A 19,301-nucleotide genomic window follows, 5' to 3' on the forward strand; every position below is an offset into this window, starting at 1 on the left:
TGTAGATGTACTGTATTAGGGGTATCGCCAAGTGGTAAGGCACCGGGTTTTGATCCCGGCATCCGTTGGTTCGAATCCAGCTACCCCTGCCATCTTACAGTTCATCAAATCTAGGGGCGTCGCCAAGTGGTAAGGCACCGGGTTTTGATCTCGGCATCCGTTGGTTCGAATCCAGCCGCCCCTGCCATTTTCTCGAAAAAAGACAGAACATCATTTGCTGTAAGACTGTTAATTTACCTTGACACAATACCGCAAAAATATTAAAGTTCTGCCGCATTAGGGGTATCGCCAAGTGGTAAGGCACCGGGTTTTGATCTCGGCATCCGTTGGTTCGAATCCAGCTACCCCTGCCATCTACTTCCATACATACCAACCGCCAAGGGTGCTTCATGCCCAATCTTGTCGTTTTTAGTGGAACCGCGCATCCACAATTCGCTCAAAAAGTCGTAAGTCACTTACATATTCCTCTAGGCGCTGCCTCTGTAGGCCAGTTCTCTGATGGCGAAATCGCTGTTGAGATCACTGAAAATGTTCGTGGTAAAGACGTATTCATCGTACAACCTACTTGTGCACCGACCAACGATAACCTGATGGAAATCCTGGTCATGGCTGACGCGTTACGCCGTGCAAGTGCTGGTCGTATTACTGCCGTGATTCCTTACTTCGGTTATGCCCGTCAAGACCGTCGTCCCCGTTCAAGCCGTGTGCCGATTACTGCAAAAGTTGTTGCAGATATGCTGACCACTGTAGGTATTGACCGTGTGGTGATGATTGATCTTCACGCTGACCAGATCCAAGGTTTCTTCGATATTCCTGTAGACAACATCTACGGTACGCCAGCCCTACTTGCTGACTTACGCCAACAACAGCATCATAACCTGATGGTTGTTTCTCCTGACGTAGGTGGTGTAGTTCGTGCTCGTGCTGTTGCGAAACAGATGGGTGATATCGACCTGGCGATCATCGATAAACGTCGTCAAAAAGCGAATGAATCACAAGTGATGCATTTGATTGGTGATGTGAAAGATCGTGACTGTGTGATCGTTGATGACATGGTGGATACTGCTGGTACGCTTTGTAAAGCTGCTGATGCGTTGAAAACTTTCGGTGCCCGCAAAGTAGTTGCTTACGCGACTCACCCAGTATTATCTGGTAAAGCACTTGAAAATCTGAAAAATTCTGTGATCGATGAGTTGGTAGTTACTGACACCATCCCTCTTTCAGAAGAAGCTTTAGCTCTTGGCAAGATTCGCCAGGTTTCAGTTGCAAGCATGGTTGCTGAAACAATTCGTCGTATCAACAACGAAGAATCTATTAGCGCAATGTTCGATTCTTATCTATAATAGTGCGCTGAATTTCCAAAGCCCTGCCATTTGGCGGGGCTTTCTATCACCGGATCGGTCGCAGGTCCGGTTCATTTAAAACTTAAATAGGATGTCTATCATGGCAAACTTCGTATTAAACGCAGAAGCACGTGAAGTAGCACAACAAGGGAAAGGTTCGAGCCGCCGCCTTCGTCATGCTGCTAAAGTTCCAGCGATCATCTATGGTGGCGAAGCTGCTCCTGTAGCTGTTTCTCTTGAACTTCGTCAGCTTGTTAAATTCTTAGAAAGCAACTCATTCTTCGAAGAAGTAATCGAAATTGATGTAAACGGTAAAGTTGAAAGCGTTAAAATCCAAGCGTTACAACGTCACCCAGCTAAAAACACTCCAATGCACGCTGACTTCAAACGCGCATAAGTGTTAATGGTGTAGATTAGTGTCAAATATTTCACTGATTGTAGGTTTGGGCAACCCAGGTTCTGAGTATGCTCAAACCCGCCATAATGCAGGCTTCTGGTTTGTAGAACGCCTTGCAGATCAATATGGCATTAGCCTTAAAAAAGACCCTAAATTCAATGGATTCAGCGGTCGTGGCAATATCGAAGGTCAAGACGTCCGTCTCCTTCTTCCTACAACATTCATGAACCTTTCCGGTAAAAGTGTTGTTCCTTTCGCCAAATTCTACAATATCGCACCCGAATCAATCCTGATTGCCCATGATGAACTGGATATGAATCCAGGCATTATTCGCCTGAAAACTGGCGGTGGTCATGGTGGACATAACGGTTTACGCGATATCGTGCCGCATATCGGTCCGAACTTTCATCGTCTACGCATTGGTATTGGTCACCCAGGTTCTAAAGACCGTGTTTCTGGTCATGTCCTGAGTAAAGCACCAAGCAGTGAACAAGAGTTAATGGACGATGCAATTGCCCATGCACTTGCTCGCGCCAAAATGCTGGTGAACGGTGAAGTACAACAGGCAATGAATCAAATCAATGCTTATAAACCGAACTAAACATTCATAAATTGCTGGACAATTCCGCTTGCCTTGCTGGCCATTTAGGCGCAAAATGCGCAAGCCTACCCACTTATCCAGTGTCGTAGAAATTGATTCAACCATAAGATCAAAGTCTTAGGTCAACTAAGGGGACGCTAGCCATGCTATCTCGTTTATTAAAATGCAAAATTCATCGCGCTTTTGTTACACATGCAGAATTACACTATGAAGGTTCATGTGCAATTGATGGCGTTTTGATGGATCTAGCTGGCATTCGTGAATACGAAGAAATTCATGTTTGGAACGTGACCAATGGTAAGCGTTTTACTACTTATGCCATTCGTGGTGAAGATAATTCAGGGATTATTTCTGTGAATGGTGGTGCTGCGCACCAGGCTGATGTTGGTGATATCGTGATTATCGCAACATTTGGTGATTTCACTGAAGCCGAAGCCAATGCTCATAAACCACGTCTGGTTTATGCCAACCCGGATAACACTGTGAATCACACTGCAAATTGCATTCCGGTACAGGTTGCCTAAGCTGGTTCAACAAGATTCTCAAAAGCTCGCTTCTCGCGGGCTTTTTTATGGGCTGATTAAAATAAAACTAACGCCCCTGCCACCAGCTTTTTCGGTTCTCACAGTTTAAGGACTTAAGATTTTGATCTACCAGGTCAGCCAACAAAGTTTCTCCATTTTCTTTTAGCTTTAATTCGGCGAATTTAGCATTACGATAACAAGGCTCAAGTCCCTCAGCGAACATAAAACTGTTGGCAGCCGGATATAAGCCTTCAAAGGTATTCCGTGGATTTTTCAGGATTAGTCGCGCTGAGCGTGGCTGATCCAGCGCACTTCGATTAAAACTGGTTTTGACAACTCTTCTTTGCTCATCAAGCTGTACATAGCTTAGTACACGGGACTGGTTTTCAAAATCTTGAATACTGATTTTAGGTTCTGATTGTTCTGATCTATTCTCCGCTGCTAGTGCACTAAAATGCAGATCATAATTCAGCGCCATATAATCGCCTTGCAGAATTGATCGCGGATCTACTGGTGCCAGCTCCACATAAATACTTTGGCTATCTCGAAGATGCCATTCATGTTGCGCAATCAATCCACAAAATAAGGCAATAGTGAAAATAGCCAGATGCAAAGGAAGAAACTTTTTCATCTTGCCTCTCCTTGCTCATGTTGTAGTTTTGACCCCTTTAAAATATAGGCCAGCAACAAGACCAGTATCCCTGAAGCAAAGATACTGATGCTTTTTAATAGGAAGCTTAAGCCCAGATTGTAATACAGCATCCATAGCCAGAAGATCAGCAATAAAATGGTAAGTGCCTGTATAAGTCGTTGCTGATAGACCACTGCCCACGCCATAAGCAGCATAATAATAAAAATCTCAAAATAGCCCAACAGAATGAGTAAGATGCCAAATACAGGAATCAGCCAGAGCCATTTTTCAGAAAATTGCTGCCAGTTTTGCCAGATAAAACCAAGCAACAATAAGCTCGGAAGAACATAAAACAGCAGAACGTGGTCAAGGCTGATCTGCCCGATGCCCTGCCAGTGCTCTAATCCAGTCACAGATTGAACCACGGCTGAACCTGTCAGCATAGCAATGATCCAGAGCAGAATACTTTTCTGATAAATTGAGGACTGCCAATATCTAGCGGTTAGAATTAGCCCGATAAAAATGACATAGTTCAAGCTTAGGGCAAGCGTGATTACAATATCATCATGCTTAAAGGAATTCTCTAATGCCAAAACCACAATTGCTAAAGCATGAGCTATCAAGAGCTGTAAGGTTAGAATGAACCAGTGCATCCGTTTGATCACAGTCAGAGCCAGCATCATTAATTGCAACAGCCACACTATAAACAGACTATCGGTGAGCAGTTCCGTATGAATTAATACCGCAGCTTGCCCGCAAACCCAAAGACAATAGGCAAACTGACGTAAAAATATGGAATTCTTTTGACTTAATAATTTCCAAGCGATGCCAATAAAAATGAGACCTAAAACAATTGAAACCACTTTCCAATAAGTCAGTAACAACACTGCCAGAATAATCCCAGCAATCCAGGCACCAAGTGCCAAAGGAATGACGGAGAATTTGGTTTGTGGAAAAATTTTCTTTAGGGCAAAACTGATCAGCGCAAACCAGCCAAAGATCAGCATTGCCAAGATAAATAAGCCCGCTGCTGAATTGGTAAGCTGATCGTCCACCAGTTCAAACAGCCATAGGCTCAAACTGGCAGCCAAGCCTGCAATCAGTAAAATGGTTTCTAGTGCCTGATGCTTACGATAAAAATAAAATGCAGCCCCTGCTGGTAGAACAACTGAAGAAGCCAGATAGATCAGCTGAAAATGATGGGTAAACTGCATCATACTGCTGATCGAAATCATGATAATGAATGCAATAAACAGATATCGCAGTAACGAATAATAACGTATGGCAAAGGCAAAGCTGATGGCTGTCAGTAGGTTCAAAGTCAATAAATACAAACCTTCTGCCCGTATCATCCAGAAACTTTGCTTAAAGTAAAAATACAATGCAAGCTGACTGACCACACAAAGCATGGCAAAAACCCCGATATTTGGTCGATATAGCCACGGCAACAGCAATACGGCCCAGAGCAGAAATAACTGATAACTATCCGCACCAGTCTGATAGATCTGCCCAATCACCACCAGACTTAAGCCCAGCATCAGGCCAGATACAGTATCCAGACTCTGTCTGATCCATTCCCGCTGATTAAAGTAAATGCTGGCTATTGCACTACAGAGTAAAACCAGCATTGGAATTGCTAACTGTACCTGATTCGGTAGCATCCACCAGTTCGCAGCCATTAAATACAGCAAACTGACTGCAATCAGCGCAACGCCCAAAATATTGAGATAACGCAAAACCTTTGCATCACAAAACAGCAAGGGAGAAAATGGATTATTATGGATCAGCTCGGTTTTCTTCATTGTCAGAATGATTGATTAATTTCTATTCTTAATAGCAACATAACATGTTTCCAGTTTTTTGCTAAAGGCTGTCGTAATTCAGATAATCTGTTTTGCTTATCTGAAATTCTGCAAATTCGTGACTGGCCAAACTATCCCATCTTTTAAAAATCAGGACTATAATGGCCCTACATCGCTTCAGGGCGGGGTGAGATTCCCCACCGGTGGTAATTTCAGGGTAGTAAATCTCTATTCCTAAATCAGCCCACGAGCGGTCAATTTCGATTGATCTGCAGATCTGGTGCAAATCCAGAGCCGACGGTATAGTCCGGATGAAAGAAGACGAAAGCAGTACACCCTGTTTTATGCCTGGCATGAAACTGTTTTGCTATAAGCCTATTTTCACTATGTCCTGAAATGTTCAATCGTACTTTTACTTTACGTGAGCGTTTCAATGTCAAGTTTGATTCAACCCGAAATTTTCTTTTCCGCTTTAGCTCCCGCTGAACAGCGCATCCAACAAGCACTCGAAGACATCCGCCAAGGTAGACCTGTTCTGGTGATGGATGACTTTGACCGCGAGAATGAAGCCGACCTCATCATTGCAGCAGAGACTTTGACTGTAGAAACCATGGCTCGTATGATTCGTGATGGTTCCGGTATTGTGTGCCTATGTCTGACTGATGAACTGGCCAATCATTTAGAACTGCCACCTATGGTGCAGGATAACTCTAGTCAGTTTAAAACTGCATTTACTGTCACCATTGAAGCTGCGGAAGGTGTGACCACTGGTGTATCTGCCAAAGACCGTACCACCACGATTAAAGCAGCCATTAAAGACGGCGCTGTCGCCAGTGACCTGAATCGCCCAGGGCATGTCTTCCCTTTACGTGCCCGTGAAGGCGGTGTGCTGACCCGTCGTGGTCATACCGAAGGTACGATTGATCTTGCACGTCTGGCTGGACTGAAACCTGCCGGGGTTCTGTGTGAACTGACCAATCCAGATGGCACCATGGCTTCTGGTATTCAGGTATTGTCTTATGCACAGACTCATCAGCTGACCGTGATCACTATTGATGAACTGGTGCATTACCGCCAGCAGCACAATGTCTAAGACGTAAAGATAAAAAATCCCGGCTTAAGACCGGGATTTTTATTTTATATAAATATTTTTAGATGAGTACAGACAATATTCCATAGACTGCGACTACTAATAAAATCAAACCGCACAAACCAAGCAAATAAGGATACAGCCTGGATTTAGCAAAGCGTTGAAAGCCTAAATAAACTAATGACAGAGTCAAAAAATCCAGCACAATCCAGCTGATCGTCAGAATCACTAAGCTGGAATCTAAGTTTGGAGTAATGCCAATAAACTGCGGGAAAAACGCAGCAAAGAAAATAATATCTTTGGGGTTGGAGATCCCCACCAGAAAACCGGTTCGGAAGCCACCCTGTACTGGCTGCAAGCCTTGTGAACTGGTTGAACCCTGCCCTTGCCAGACTTCCCGGAAAATCTGGATTCCCAGCCAGGCAATATATAAACAGCCAAGCAGCTTGATGCCATTCAGCCAGTTTTCATTAATGACCAATAAGCCTTTTAAGCTAAAAATAGATAAGGTGATCAATACCAGAGAAGCAAAATTCGTCCCGAAAATGGTCTGCAAAGCATGCTTATAGCCACCTTTCAGTCCAGCACTAGCGACCAGCAACATCACAGGCCCAGGTGTGGCAATCATGATAACGACGGCCAGACAATAGAGAATATATTCACTGATATTCATGCCATTTCCTCAGCTATCATGATTTTACTAAATAAAAAAGAGGACTTAGTCCTCTTCCTGCATATGAATCAGATGCTGGCTGATCCCATCTGCCCGTAAAAAAGCCAGGTCATAACTGGCTTTGGCGAGTGCCAGTACCCGACGTTCGAATTCATCCCAAAGCGGGCGCACCTGTTTGTAATGAATGCCTAAACCGCTTTCATCAGTAAAATGACGATTCTTTTCACAGAGTTTTAAGGCATGGTAAAGCTTACGACCTTTAGTCGCATCTTCACGTAGACGCACCCGTTTAGACAGGACAAATGTTTCCACTTTGGCCAGATTCGCCATCGGCAGCATCGGGACCAAAATCTGATCTAGCTGTGCATCCAGCCGCTGCCAGACTGCAGTATGTTGATCTGCGTTATAACTATTCCAGTGAATCACTTCATGATTAAAACGGCGGCAACCACGACAGACCGCATCCCCAAATACGGTTGAGCAACGCCCTGCGCAAGGGGTTAAAGATGCAATACGACGATCCGAACTCAAAACTTACTCCAACTGTGCTGCAACTTCCAGCATCTGCATCATTGCATCAAAATCCTGGGTGGGCATGACTATACACGCTCTCCCTATCGATTTGAAGTCCGTTAAAACCCGGCCTTTTACTCGCTTATTCATTCAAATCACGTTAAAATATGCGCCTTTCAAATTATCATGCTACGTTGGAGTATTCCATGAACGCTACTGTAGAACAGCTTGCACCTGTAGAACAGCAAGCGACGACTGGTTGGGTTGTTGCCGCACTTTATCAATTCAAAGAAGTTCAAGATCCTGAGGGTCTGCAACAACGTCTTTTAGACTTGGTAAAAACCATCAACCTTTGCGGTACTCTAATTGTGGCAGGTGAAGGCATTAACGGTACTGTTGCGGGTAACCGTGAAGCTATCGACAAAGTACACAAGTTCCTGCTTGATGAAGGCTTCAACGAAATGGAATACAAAGAATCTCATAGCTCTGACAAACCATTCCGTAAAATGAAGATCAAGCTGAAAAAAGAGATTGTGACTTTAGGTGTACCGGTTAAGCCACGAGATCTGGTTGGCCATTATCTTGATCCTAAAGAATGGAACGAGCTGATTGCACGTGATGATGTGATTCTGGTTGATACCCGTAATGATTACGAGTACAAAGCTGGTACCTTCAAAGGCGCAATCGATCCAAAAACTGAAACTTTCCGTGAATTCCCTGAATATGTGAAAAAGAACCTGGAACAGCACAAGGATAAGAAAATTGCCATGTTCTGTACCGGTGGTATTCGTTGTGAAAAATCAACTTCTTTATTGCTTCAGGAAGGCTTTAAAGAGGTGTATCACCTGAAAGGCGGTATTCTGAAATACCTAGAAGAAACTCCAGCTGAAGAAAGTCTTTGGGAAGGTGAATGTTTCGTATTTGATGGCCGTACTGCAGTTACACATGGTGTGGAAGAAGGTCAAAATACCAAATGTCATGCGTGTGGCTGGCCATTAACGCCTGAAGAGGCAGCGCTGCCAAGTTATGAACACGGCGTATCTTGTGTGTACTGCATCGATAAAACTACCGAGAAACAAAAAGAAGGTTTCCGTATGCGTCAATCGCAAATTCTGGCTGCAAAACGTAAACGTCTCTAATTCCAGTTTTGTAACTAAAAATATCTAAGCCCTCTTCGGAGGGCTTTTTGTTTACATAAGCATTACATCTGCAATAAAAAACTTACCAATCCCTTACCAAGAACAGCATATTTTTACAGCTAAGCTTGATAGTCTTTATATCACATTACTTTGTTACCATAAGTCTTTCATTATTAATTAATTTTTTAAATGAAAAGGAAAACAAAATGGCCAATTCACTTGCTCGGGATCCAGATAATATTGTTAGATTCCAACCTAAAGAAAATACAAAACTGGAACGTATTACCCAACTGACAGATGAGCTAGAAGCAGAATCACATCTGTTTATTGTGATCTTGGGAACTATCATTGGTGCCATTCTTGCCCTGTTTATTGGCTACCATATTGAGGCTACAGCAGCACACTATTTACTGCTCAGTGCTCTGCCAGTTTGCCTGGCTTACAGCTTACGTAAAGTTTACATTTATACCTTAACCCATAGTTAATCCGCACTTGGCCATTTATATAACTTAACTTTACCCTCTTAAAAATACTGCTTAGGATACAAGCAGTATTTTTTATTTTGCCAATTTTATGAATCTGACTGAATGGATTATTTCTGTCATGGAACAGCTGGGCTACTGGGGCATTGCCTTGCTCATGTTTCTTGACAATGTCTTTCCCCCGATCCCCTCTGAAATTATTATGCCTTCTGCCGGCTATTCCGCTTCTCAGGGAGAATTACTGCTGGTTGGAGTCATTATTGCAGGCAGTATCGGTTCGTTATTGGCAGCGGCATTGCTCTATTGGATTGGCTATAAATTTAACCACGACAGTATTTTCAGATTCATAGACCGATATGGAAAATTCTTGTTTATCAAATCTGAAGACGTGAAAAAATCTCTGGAATGGTTCGAGCAGTATGGACACCGGATTGTATTCTTTGGCCGGATGGTTCCGGCAGTACGTTCCCTCATCAGTATCCCGGCTGGCATGAGCCATATGCCTTTCTGGAAATTCATGTTCTATAGTGGACTAGGTACTGTTATCTGGACCACGTTCCTGGCCTGTGTCGGTTTTTATTTTGGTGAAAATCAGGAATTGATGCACAAAATCTTCAGTCAGGTCAGTTATGTGATTATTGCGATTGTCGTGATCATCATGGGCTGGGTTTTATACCGTAGACATCAACGTAAAAATCGTCCATCCTGAAGAGACCTCAGCATAAGGAGGCTAAAACGATGTCGCACTATCTTAAATATTTTGCCACCGTTTATCTGACTCTGGTCTTAATAGTCGGCATACTCATCTACGTGTTCAATCTAGGCGCCATTCTGCTGATTCCTGCCCTGATTGCCTCCGCCTTTCTCAGCGCCCGGTACTTTGTAAAAAAAGAACTCCGACTACCCACCCAGGAAGAGAAAAGCAGACTGGTCTGGGGTTCCACGATTATTGCCATGACCTTCGGATTTATCTTTTTGTTTATAGTCATCTGGCTGCATCCGCAGACGGAGGAAATCTATAGAAGGATGGCCTATACAGGACGCGGGCCAAATTCGTTTCTGGTAGCTGCAAGTATTGCTTTACATGCCTTGCTGTTCCATATCGCCTACAATGGCTATGCGCGTTACAGCTTGAGCAAGCGTACCGGTGCTGATCATAAACCTTAGATTAAATCATCCACTAGTCCAAACGTTGTACAAAACACCTGAGCTAAAAAAAGCACCTGACGGTGCTTTTTCATGGCGGGGCATGACTTATTCTGGTGTGTGGTACATCAGATATAATTCATTCAAGTTTTCTGGAATCTCTTCTGCAAGCTCATCCATTAACTGGCCATTGCGACGGAAAGATTCCATTTGCGGATCTTCTTCATCGATGCCACTGAATACCATAATTGGCAGCGTTAAATCGACCAACTGTTCTTCAAATTCTTCTGTAAACCAGGCTTCTTCGTTCAGGAACATGGCATCTACAAAGCCCACGCTCCAGTCACCTAGACTTGATTCGGTATCTGCTTCTTCAATTTCAAACGGGAAAGTGATCCCTTCTTCATTGGCCAAGCTTTGACGGATTGACTCTAACCATGCTTTAACCTGATTGATGATTTCTGCAGGCACTTTTTTCTGGTTGCCTTCAAAAAGTTCATCCATCCATTTGTCAAATTGCGGGCCTACTGCGATAGCACATAAGAAACCATGAGTTGCCGCAAAATCCAGACCATACTCATTTTGGTCGCCATCCAGATATTCACTCAACAGGTCTAAATCTAAAGCACTCATTTAACATCCAAACTTAGAAAACCGAAAGGATTAGCATAGCATTTATTCAGGCTATGCTAAATCTGAATTCGTTAATCTTCGTCGTCAAAGTCGTCATCATCGTCGAAGTCATAATCAAAATCTTTGAGTTCGCGTTCCAGGCGGCGTTGCGAGAGCAGATCATCAATCAGACGACGTTTTTCCAACGACTCTTTCGCACTTAGCTTACTCGATGCCTCATCGAAATTAACATCATCATCACCGTAGCTATCATCTAGTTCAAAATCTGTCGAAGACACTAAAACTACCTCGTAGTGAAAAATGTAAATGGGTCTAGGCGCTATTTATCTTGCCTTTAAAAACTTGTCAAGTTTTATTTATATATTTTGTATGTTTATACTAGTTGGCTCTTGTTTTTCTACAGCATAATTGTGTATTTATTAGCTGGTTAGATAGTGAACGCTTTTTATCCCATGGATGAGGGACGTTTCTAAAATTAGATTGGGAAATACACTTGAAAAGATAAACTTAGACCCAATATTGATATTCAATTGTTATTCAAACATATTTATAAAATCATGCTTGACTGATCAATTCCAAAACTATTTCAGGTGAATTGTGCTATCATGCACGGTTTTTCACTGCCACAGATTCAACGAAGAGTAAGCAAAGATGAGCGATATGACTTCCCCTACTTCTCAAGTAGCGGCTCTGATTAGCCGAGGCAAAGAACAAGGTTACTTAACCTTCGCTGAGGTTAACGATCATCTCCCGGACTCCATCACAGAAAGCGAACAGATTGAAGACATCATTCAAATGCTGAATGATGTGGGTATTCCTGTCCATGATCGTGCGCCTGAATCTGATGATGCAATGTTCGAGGATACTGCAGAAGCTGCTGATGAAGTTGCAGAAGAAGAAGCTGCGGCTGTACTTGCATCTGTAGAAAACGAACCAGGTCGTACGACTGACCCTGTACGTATGTACATGCGTGAAATGGGTACCGTTGAACTTTTAACGCGTGAAGGCGAAATTAGCATTGCAAAACGCATTGAAGAAGGTATCCGAGACGTTCTTCACTCTATTGCTTACTGGCCGAATGCTGTAGAAGTTGTACTACAAGAATACAAAGATTATGAAGCTGGCGAACGCCGCCTTGCTGACATTCTGTCAGGTTATTTAGACCCTGAATCAGATGAAGAAATTCCAGAAGTCCTGGAAGAAGTCGCTGAAATCGAAGAAGACGAAGAAGCAACGACCAAGTCAACCAAAGATGTAAAACTGGATGATGACGAGGAAGATGAAGAGTCTGATAGCGATGACGATTCTGAAGGTGACTCAGGCCCAGATCCAGAAATTGCCAAAGTTCGTTTTGCCGAACTTTCCGATGCCTGGAAAAATACCAAAGCGGTACTGGAAAAACACGGCCGTAACAGCAAAGAAGCAGAAGAGGCACTTCAAGCGCTTGCTACTGTGTTCATGATGTTCAAGTTCACGCCGCGTCTGTTCGATATCATTTCTGAAATGATTCGTGGCACACATGACCAGATCCGTGGTGCAGAACGTGAAGTGATGCGTTATGCCGTCCGTCGTGGCCGTATGGACCGTACCCAGTTCCGTACTACTTTCCCGGGTCAGGAATCGAATCCAGCCTGGTTAGATGAGCAAATTGCGAAAGCGACTGCTGATCAGAAAGCTTATCTGGAAAAAGTACGTCCTGACGTATTGGCCTTCCAGCAAAAAATCGCAGATATCGAAAAAGACCTTGATCTTAAAGTTCGTGACATCAAAGACATTGCCAAACGTATGGCAGTCGGTGAAGCGAAAGCGCGTCGTGCCAAGAAAGAGATGGTTGAAGCAAACTTACGTCTGGTAATTTCGATTGCGAAAAAATACACCAACCGTGGCTTGCAGTTCCTGGATCTGATTCAGGAAGGTAACATCGGTCTGATGAAAGCCGTAGACAAGTTTGAATACCGTCGTGGTTACAAGTTCTCGACTTATGCCACCTGGTGGATTCGTCAGGCGATCACCCGTTCAATCGCGGATCAGGCACGTACCATTCGTATTCCAGTGCATATGATTGAAACGATTAACAAGATCAACCGTGTATCTCGTCAATTGCTTCAGGAAATGGGCCGTGAACCGACTCCGGAAGAACTAGGCGAACGTCTGGAAATGGACGAAGTGAAGGTTCGTAAAGTACTGAAAATCGCTAAAGAACCGATTTCGATGGAAACACCGATCGGTGATGATGAAGATTCGCATTTGGGTGACTTCATTGAAGACAGCAACATCACTTCACCAGTGGATGCTGCTACTTCAGAAGGCCTGAAAGAAGCGACTCGCGAAGTACTGGAAAACCTGACTGAACGTGAAGCGAAAGTCCTGAAAATGCGTTTCGGTATCGACATGCCAACGGATCATACTTTAGAAGAAGTCGGCAAACAGTTCGACGTAACCCGTGAACGTATCCGTCAGATTGAAGCGAAAGCACTGCGTAAGTTACGTCACCCTTCCCGTTCTGAACACCTGCGTTCATTCCTGGAAAATGATTAAGATTTAATACAATTTTGGAGACTTGAAATTTCATCTCTCGTCTCCATTTTGTATTGCAATACACCCAAACGCCTGCGCTATGCAGGCGTTTCGAATAGGGGGACTACATGTTAGACCGTACACCATCTCGTGAACTCCGCGAAGATCTTTGGGTTTTTCCAATGGATTACCCAATCAAACTCATTGGCCTTGCAGGTGAAGAACTGCTGAATGCGGTCGTTGAGATTTTCACCAAACATTTTCCTGACTTTGATGGTGATAGCGTAAGTATCACTCCATCTCGTACAGGTAAATATCATTCGATCACTGCTCAGCTACGCTTCCTTGAACTGGAACAGGTGCATGCCGTATATGCTGATCTTGCAGCTTGCCCACTAATCAAGACTGCTCTTTAAGATTATTCTGCTCCAACCTTGGCAAATTAAAAAACACGCTTTCGGGCGTGTTTTTTATGTGTGTGACTAGCTCACCAACAATTACTACGAATCTCTCCCCTATCTATTGCTGAAATCATTATAATTATTTGCAGTATGATTTAATTTTCTAAGGACGCACACTGTGACAGCTGCGGTTCAAAAACCCTCCCTGATTATCCGTCAATATAATAACCTGACTCCCTACGAAGACCGTTTTCTGGAAATGAAAAGCTTCACGGAAAACCGTGATGAAAATACGCCTGATGAGTTATGGATTTTGCAGCACCATGATGTACTGACCCAAGGTCAGGCCGGTAAACCGGAACATATCCTGATTCCAACTGATATTCCTGTCATTCAAACCGACCGTGGTGGTCAAGTCACTTGGCATGGTCCTGGTCAGCTCGTCGCATACTTTATGTTTGACCTGAACCGTCTGGGCTGGAATGTCCGTACATTGGTGTCTTATGCCGAAAACCTGATGATTGAACTACTTAAAAAGCATGAGATTGAAGCCTATGCCAAACCCGATGCTCCGGGCGTCTATGTGAATGAGCGTAAAATTGGTTCTCTCGGCTTCAAAATCCGTAAAGGCCGTAGCTATCATGGCCTGTCTTTAAATATTGATTGTGACCTGACCGGTTTTCATACCATTAACCCTTGCGGCTATGCAGGTCTGGAAATGGTGCGAATTAATGACCTCGTCAGCAATCCGCCAAAGTTTAATGACTTGTGTGTTGAAATTATTGAAACTTTAAGCAGCAGCGGTTACTTTAATCAGGTGAACGTCGAGCAAAGATAAAGCCTTTGCATTTTAATAATAAATAAATTAGAGTAATTACTCTAAACAAATAATATCAAGATAGGGATCATCACGTGATTGAGACAAAATCCGTAAAACCCGCTTTGCAGCTTGCCTATGTCAAACTGATGATGGATATCATTGGCCGTGGCCTGGTCATGGCAAGTCAGGTAGACCCAGAAATCAAACAGGAAGTTGCCCAGTTTCCCGCCAATTTCAGGCTTTCAATGAATGTTTTTCCGCATGGCCCGGCCTTCGTTGCCCGGGTCACGGAACAACATCAGCTGGAACTGGTCAAAGACAGCAGCATCAAGCCAGACCTGACCATTACCTTTAAGCATCTGCATCATGCCTTTCTGGTGTTTTCCTTTCAGGAAAGCACGTCTCAGGCCTTTGCCAATGACCGCATGATTGCCGATGGTGATATTTCCTATGCGATCCGTCTGGTACGTTGCCTGAACAAAATGGAAGCGCTGATCTTGCCGAAAATGGTGGCGCAACTGGCAGTAAAAGAATACCCGAATAATCTGGGACTCAAAGATAAAATCATGGAAGCGAGCAGCATCTACTTAAAAGTCGCTCAATCTTATTTGAAACGGAGTGTATAACATGGCAAAACCTTATTATGAATTTTTCTGTCCAGTCAAAGTGATTGCTGGTCATGCCGCGTTAGAACACATTCCTTTTGAACTGGCCACTTTAGGTTCCAAACGTCCACTGATCATTACCGACAAAGGTGTTCGTGCCAATAACCTGCTGGCGCCGATTGAAGCTGCTTTTGAATCGACCGATGCCAAAATTGCAGCGATTTTCGATGATGTACCGCCAGATTCCAGTTTAGGTACAGTGCGCAGCGCGGCACAGTTGTATCGTGATCACGATTGCGATGCCATTATTGCCGTGGGTGGTGGCTCAGTGATTGATACTTCAAAAGCGACCAATATTTTGGTCTCTGAAGGTGGTCACGACTTACTCAAATATTCTGGTGCGCATAATCTGCCTAAACCGCTGAAGCCATTTTTCGTAATTCCTACGACTTCAGGAACTGGTTCTGAAGTGACCATGGTTGCTGTGGTATCGGATACCGAAAAGAATATGAAAATGCCATTCGCATCTTATTATCTGATGCCGCATGCAGCGATTCTGGATCCACGTATGACTCAGACCCTGCCACCGCATCTGACTGCCATGACAGCCATGGATGCGATGACACATGCTGTAGAAGCCTACACCTGTATGGCAGCCAATCCAATTTCAGATGCTTATGCCACAGCTGCCGTGAAAAAGGTCAGTGCCAACCTGTTTAACGTACTCGACAACCCAACTGATGCCCAAGGTCGTCTGGAGCTGGCTCAGGCCTCTACCATGGCCGGAATTGCCTTCTCCAATTCAATGGTGGGTCTGGTGCACTCCCTTGGCCATGCTCTAGGTGCAGTCGCGCATTTGCCGCATGGCCTATGTATGAATCTGTTCCTGCCTTATGTACTGGAATACAACAAGGAAGTGAATGGCGACAAGATTGCCGAGCTGCTGCTGCCATTGGCGGGTGCAGACATCTATGCACAAACACCAGCACACTTACGTGCAGACAAGACCATTGCTACAATTTTAACCATGCGTGATCGAATCTATAGCTTGACCAAATTACCGCGCACATTAAGTGAAACAGGTAAGATTTCTGAAGCACAGCTGGATGAAGTTGCTGAAAAAGCATTAAATGATGGTTCCATCATTTACAACCCAAAAGAAGCCAGTTTGGAAGATTTGAAATCTATCTTAAAAAAGGCTTGGTAATTACTGAAAAATAAGCCAATATAGCGAAAAATTTAAGCCTGATGTTTTTTTAGACATCGGGCTTTTATCTTGCAGGAAATCGCCGTTTTTTGCTTCGAATGGCACATTTCGTGCAGGCCTAAATTCAAAAAATAGCTAGTAAAAGCCGTAATTTTAAAGTAGATTGGCGCGCTTTTATAGAAAATTGTAGGGGGGATCGTTCGTCTCAAACGATCCTTATTAAATATGACTGATCCTTGATCAACGATTAAGAGGATAACGCCGTTGACAAATTTCTCTGGGACTCAATCGGCAGCTAAACTGCAAAAAACGCTAGGGCTCTGGCACATCATTATTATTGGTTTAGCTTACATTCAACCAATGACCTTATTTGATACTTTTGGTTTGGTATCTGAAGAAAGTCATTTGCATGTTCCTACTTCTTACATCATTGCCCTGATTGCAATTTTGTTTACATCGATCAGCTATGGTCACATGATTCGCCGCTACCCTTCTTCGGGTTCGGCCTATACCTATGCCCAAAAATCGATTCACCCGAATATTGGCTTCATGGTGGGCTGGTCTTCCTGGCTGGATTATCTGTTATCACCAATGGTGAACATCATCCTGGCAGTGATCTATCTTGAAGCACTGTTTCCTGATGTGAACCACTGGGTCTGGGTAATCGTGCTGACTGCCTTCATGACCGGGGTAAACCTGCGCGGTGCACGCTTCGTGGCAAACTTTAACAGTTTGATCGTACTGGTACAGTTACTGGTGATCGGTATCTTTACCTGGATGGTCTTTACCAAACTGCAGGCCGGTTTCAATGCTGATGGTCCGATTACAGCTGAACAGCGTTACCAGCTTTGGAGTCTTGAACCGTTCTGGAATGAACTGACTTCGGTAGGCGCCCTGATTACTGGTGCGACCTTACTGTGCTTCTCATTCACCGGTTTTGACTCTTTAAGCTCTCTGGCAGAAGAAACCAAAGATACTGAAAACACCTTGCCTAAAGCGATTTTCTTGACTGCTTTAATCGCTGGTGTGATTTTCATTATCAGCACTTATTTCATGCAGCTGTACTTCCCTTCTACACCGGGTTCTTACTTCAAGAATATTGCTGAAACTCAGCCAGAAATTCTGCTTCTTGTAGGCGGCTCACTGTTCCAGTCTTATGTTCTGACTTTTGCGATCATTACCGTAATGGCGTCTGGTATCTCTGCTCATGCAGGTGTATCTCGTCTGATGTATGTCATGGGCCGTGATGGCGTGATCAACAAGAAAATCTTTGGTCATATCAGTCCGAAAAGCTATACACCAAACTACAACATTCTGATTGTAGGTGCAGTGGCCTTAACTGCTGGCTTCATGGATCTGGATATCGTGATTTCGATGATCAGCTTCGGTGCCTTGACTGCGTTTACATTCGTGAACCTGTCAGTAATTTCACGTTATGCACTGCGTGATGGCCGTACTAAAACTGCGAAAGATATTTTCAGCTTTGTGGTCATCCCGATGCTTGGTTTTATCAGCATCTTTGCGATGTGGCTGGAAATTGAAGAAACTGCACTGAAATACGGTTTATGGTGGGCGATGTTCGGTATTTTGTACCTGGGTTATAAAACCAAGGGCTTTAAGCACCCTGCTCCACAACATAACGAGTTTGAATAATCGATATTGTTCATACCTAAAAAAGGCGCTTTATGCGCCTTTTTTATTTTCTTGGATAATAGACTGAGCTTATTGCAGACGACAATCGAAGCCCATCTGGGTATTTACCCGGTTATTTTGAAAGCCCAATTTTTCAATAAACTGATCACGATTGGATAATAGTTTCTGATCTTCCGGACTGAGCCGAGCCTTGTTTTTCACTGCCATTTGATACATTTCATTCACCACGCCCTGAAAAATATCGCAAACTTCCTGACGTTTGGCAGGTTTCATCTGACGTGCACGCCAAGTCCACTCGAAATCATCACGGCTAAGGGTTTTACCCCACTGCTCAATGCGGCTATTCAAGCGCTGTTGCATCGCTGCCAGCCCTTGGCGGATTTCTTCCTGAGTAATGGGCTGAACTGTATCTTGTAATGATACTAATTGCTGTGGCGCTTCTTGAGCCTGTGTCATCATGCTGGCCAGCAACAACGTACTACAGCCTGCTAAAAACCATCCTTTTTTCACATCTTGTTCCTTTTTTCTACATTCTCAAGAGCTTATCTACAAGATTACCTGAAAGACCTAATATGTACCCACATCTGTTACATAAAATAAAAAAGCTGCCCTTAGGCAGCTTTTTAAATTGGTACGATAAACTTAAAGCGGTTTAAAACCCTGCTGACGCCATGCTTCATAGACAATCACAGCAGTCGCATTAGACAAGTTTAAGCTGCGTGAATTCTCTGCCATTGGCAGACGAATCCAATGCTCTTTCGGGAACATCATACGGACATTTTCTGGCAAGCCACGAGTTTCTGGTCCCATCAACAAGGCTACAGAACGATTTAGATCTGAGGTATGCGGGGTTTCAAAACCTTTGGTGGTCAGCGGATAAACTGCATCTACACCTACGCCCTTAGTAGCCAGATCGGCCAGACAGTCATCAATATTTTCCCAAATCTGCATATTGGCATATTCATGATAATCGAGACCGGCACGTCTTAGTTTTTTATCATCCAGTTCAAAGCCAAGTGGCTTGACCAAATGTAACTGTGCTCCCGTATTTGCGCATAGGCGAATAATATTACCTGTATTGGCAGGAATTTCAGGTTCATATAAAACAACATGGATCACAGCTT

23 protein-coding genes, 3 tRNA genes and 1 riboswitch are annotated in these 19,301 nt (G+C 43.7%); of the genes, 18 read left to right on the forward strand and 8 right to left on the reverse strand.

The genetic code is table 11. From position 1 onward, the window contains the following. Positions 1–17 precede the first annotated feature (17 nt). The 7 genes from O4M77_RS10425 to panD all read left to right on the forward strand — a co-directional run bounded on the left by O4M77_RS10425 (position 18) and on the right by panD (position 2,865). Positions 18–92: transfer RNA gene (locus O4M77_RS10425), tRNA-Gln, on the forward strand. A gap of 20 nt (positions 93–112) precedes the next feature. Then, positions 113–187: transfer RNA gene (locus O4M77_RS10430), tRNA-Gln, on the forward strand. Between the two features lie 91 nt (positions 188–278). Continuing rightward, a tRNA-Gln gene (locus O4M77_RS10435) sits at positions 279–353 on the forward strand. A 36-nt stretch (positions 354–389) separates the two neighbouring features. Then, the gene (locus O4M77_RS10440) at positions 390–1,343 is read left to right on the forward strand and encodes a ribose-phosphate pyrophosphokinase (protein ID WP_004784839.1); all 954 of its coding nucleotides are present in this window, start codon (positions 390–392) and stop codon (positions 1,341–1,343) included. 100 nt (positions 1,344–1,443) lie between these two features. Further along, positions 1,444–1,740 (forward strand): 50S ribosomal protein L25, encoded by a 297-nt coding sequence (rplY, locus tag O4M77_RS10445; RefSeq protein ID WP_004784841.1) that lies wholly within the window; start codon positions 1,444–1,446, stop codon positions 1,738–1,740. A 19-nt stretch (positions 1,741–1,759) separates the two neighbouring features. Beyond that, positions 1,760–2,341: an aminoacyl-tRNA hydrolase gene (gene pth / locus O4M77_RS10450; protein ID WP_005236857.1), complete on the forward strand. Its 582-nt coding sequence runs from the start codon at positions 1,760–1,762 to the stop codon at positions 2,339–2,341. Between the two features lie 143 nt (positions 2,342–2,484). Next, positions 2,485–2,865: an aspartate 1-decarboxylase gene (gene panD, locus O4M77_RS10455; protein WP_004784844.1), complete on the forward strand. Its 381-nt coding sequence runs from the start codon at positions 2,485–2,487 to the stop codon at positions 2,863–2,865. Positions 2,866–2,932: 67 nt separating this feature from the next. On the opposite strand, the gene O4M77_RS10460 is transcribed toward panD, so the two are convergent. Further along, a complete protein-coding gene (locus O4M77_RS10460; RefSeq protein ID WP_323713454.1) occupies positions 2,933–3,496 on the reverse strand; it encodes a GDYXXLXY domain-containing protein in 564 nt (187 codons plus the stop codon). Next, a complete protein-coding gene (locus O4M77_RS10465; protein WP_323713455.1) occupies positions 3,493–5,298 on the reverse strand; it encodes a DUF2157 domain-containing protein in 1,806 nt (601 codons plus the stop codon). The genes O4M77_RS10460 and O4M77_RS10465 overlap by 4 nt, the downstream gene beginning before the upstream one ends. 170 nt (positions 5,299–5,468) lie before the next feature. Continuing rightward, positions 5,469–5,625: riboswitch (FMN riboswitch) on the forward strand. Positions 5,626–5,731: 106 nt separating this feature from the next. Here O4M77_RS10465 and ribB point away from each other — a divergent pair. Continuing rightward, a complete protein-coding gene (gene ribB, locus O4M77_RS10470) occupies positions 5,732–6,391 on the forward strand; it encodes a 3,4-dihydroxy-2-butanone-4-phosphate synthase (protein WP_159123456.1) in 660 nt (219 codons plus the stop codon). A 58-nt stretch (positions 6,392–6,449) separates the two neighbouring features. Here ribB and O4M77_RS10475 read toward each other — a convergent pair whose 3' ends face one another. Continuing rightward, the gene (locus tag O4M77_RS10475; RefSeq protein ID WP_166137851.1) at positions 6,450–7,061 is read right to left on the reverse strand and encodes a LysE family translocator; all 612 of its coding nucleotides are present in this window, start codon (positions 7,059–7,061) and stop codon (positions 6,450–6,452) included. A gap of 45 nt (positions 7,062–7,106) precedes the next feature. Beyond that, entirely contained in the window at positions 7,107–7,592 is a 486-nt protein-coding gene (locus O4M77_RS10480; protein ID WP_179992824.1) for a DUF1289 domain-containing protein, read from the reverse strand. Positions 7,593–7,780: 188 nt separating this feature from the next. Between O4M77_RS10480 and O4M77_RS10485 the strand changes: the two genes are divergently transcribed. The 4 genes from O4M77_RS10485 (at position 7,781) to O4M77_RS10500 (ending at position 10,362) form a co-directional block, all read left to right on the forward strand. After that, positions 7,781–8,713 carry a rhodanese-related sulfurtransferase gene (locus O4M77_RS10485; RefSeq protein WP_180179108.1) on the forward strand — a complete coding sequence of 311 codons (933 nt, stop codon included), beginning with the start codon at positions 7,781–7,783 and terminating at the stop codon, positions 8,711–8,713. A 206-nt stretch (positions 8,714–8,919) separates the two neighbouring features. After that, the gene (locus O4M77_RS10490; RefSeq protein ID WP_159123452.1) at positions 8,920–9,198 is read left to right on the forward strand and encodes an FUSC family protein; all 279 of its coding nucleotides are present in this window, start codon (positions 8,920–8,922) and stop codon (positions 9,196–9,198) included. A gap of 88 nt (positions 9,199–9,286) precedes the next feature. After that, positions 9,287–9,904 carry a DedA family protein gene (locus O4M77_RS10495; protein ID WP_159123451.1) on the forward strand — a complete coding sequence of 206 codons (618 nt, stop codon included), beginning with the start codon at positions 9,287–9,289 and terminating at the stop codon, positions 9,902–9,904. Between the two features lie 29 nt (positions 9,905–9,933). Further along, positions 9,934–10,362 (forward strand): ABZJ_00895 family protein, encoded by a 429-nt coding sequence (locus O4M77_RS10500; RefSeq protein WP_159123450.1) that lies wholly within the window; start codon positions 9,934–9,936, stop codon positions 10,360–10,362. A gap of 87 nt (positions 10,363–10,449) precedes the next feature. Here the strand turns inward: O4M77_RS10500 and O4M77_RS10505 are convergent, their stop codons facing one another. Continuing rightward, positions 10,450–10,974 (reverse strand): YecA family protein, encoded by a 525-nt coding sequence (locus tag O4M77_RS10505; RefSeq protein WP_004784868.1) that lies wholly within the window; start codon positions 10,972–10,974, stop codon positions 10,450–10,452. A gap of 71 nt (positions 10,975–11,045) precedes the next feature. Then, entirely contained in the window at positions 11,046–11,252 is a 207-nt protein-coding gene (locus O4M77_RS10510) for a PA3496 family putative envelope integrity protein (protein WP_004784869.1), read from the reverse strand. A 373-nt stretch (positions 11,253–11,625) separates the two neighbouring features. On the opposite strand from O4M77_RS10510, the gene rpoD reads away from it, so the two are divergent. The 6 genes from rpoD (at position 11,626) to O4M77_RS10540 (ending at position 18,177) form a co-directional block, all read left to right on the forward strand. Further along, complete coding sequence (rpoD, locus tag O4M77_RS10515) at positions 11,626–13,512, forward strand: RNA polymerase sigma factor RpoD (RefSeq protein ID WP_004784872.1); 1,887 nt, start codon at positions 11,626–11,628, stop codon at positions 13,510–13,512. A 107-nt stretch (positions 13,513–13,619) separates the two neighbouring features. Beyond that, the gene (locus O4M77_RS10520) at positions 13,620–13,907 is read left to right on the forward strand and encodes a YbeD family protein (protein ID WP_004784874.1); all 288 of its coding nucleotides are present in this window, start codon (positions 13,620–13,622) and stop codon (positions 13,905–13,907) included. A gap of 163 nt (positions 13,908–14,070) precedes the next feature. Beyond that, entirely contained in the window at positions 14,071–14,730 is a 660-nt protein-coding gene (lipB, locus tag O4M77_RS10525) for a lipoyl(octanoyl) transferase LipB (RefSeq protein ID WP_180012726.1), read from the forward strand. Positions 14,731–14,804: 74 nt separating this feature from the next. Further along, on the forward strand, positions 14,805–15,338 hold the full coding sequence (locus O4M77_RS10530) for a hypothetical protein (RefSeq protein ID WP_323713456.1): 534 nt from the start codon (positions 14,805–14,807) through the stop codon (positions 15,336–15,338). Position 15,339: 1 nt separating this feature from the next. Beyond that, the gene (locus tag O4M77_RS10535) at positions 15,340–16,524 is read left to right on the forward strand and encodes an iron-containing alcohol dehydrogenase (protein WP_323713457.1); all 1,185 of its coding nucleotides are present in this window, start codon (positions 15,340–15,342) and stop codon (positions 16,522–16,524) included. Between the two features lie 264 nt (positions 16,525–16,788). Next, entirely contained in the window at positions 16,789–18,177 is a 1,389-nt protein-coding gene (locus O4M77_RS10540; RefSeq protein ID WP_004784881.1) for an APC family permease, read from the forward strand. Positions 18,178–18,246: 69 nt separating this feature from the next. Here the strand turns inward: O4M77_RS10540 and O4M77_RS10545 are convergent, their stop codons facing one another. Together O4M77_RS10545 and O4M77_RS10550 are read right to left on the reverse strand one after the other, a co-directional pair. Beyond that, positions 18,247–18,636: a hypothetical protein gene (locus O4M77_RS10545; RefSeq protein ID WP_323714102.1), complete on the reverse strand. Its 390-nt coding sequence runs from the start codon at positions 18,634–18,636 to the stop codon at positions 18,247–18,249. A 183-nt stretch (positions 18,637–18,819) separates the two neighbouring features. After that, the gene (locus O4M77_RS10550) at positions 18,820–19,296 is read right to left on the reverse strand and encodes a tRNA (cytidine(34)-2'-O)-methyltransferase (protein WP_323713458.1); all 477 of its coding nucleotides are present in this window, start codon (positions 19,294–19,296) and stop codon (positions 18,820–18,822) included. Positions 19,297–19,301: the final 5 nt, after the last annotated feature.

The sequence above is a fragment of the Acinetobacter sp. YWS30-1 genome (assembly GCF_033558715.1).
Lineage (GTDB): Bacteria > Pseudomonadota > Gammaproteobacteria > Pseudomonadales > Moraxellaceae > Acinetobacter.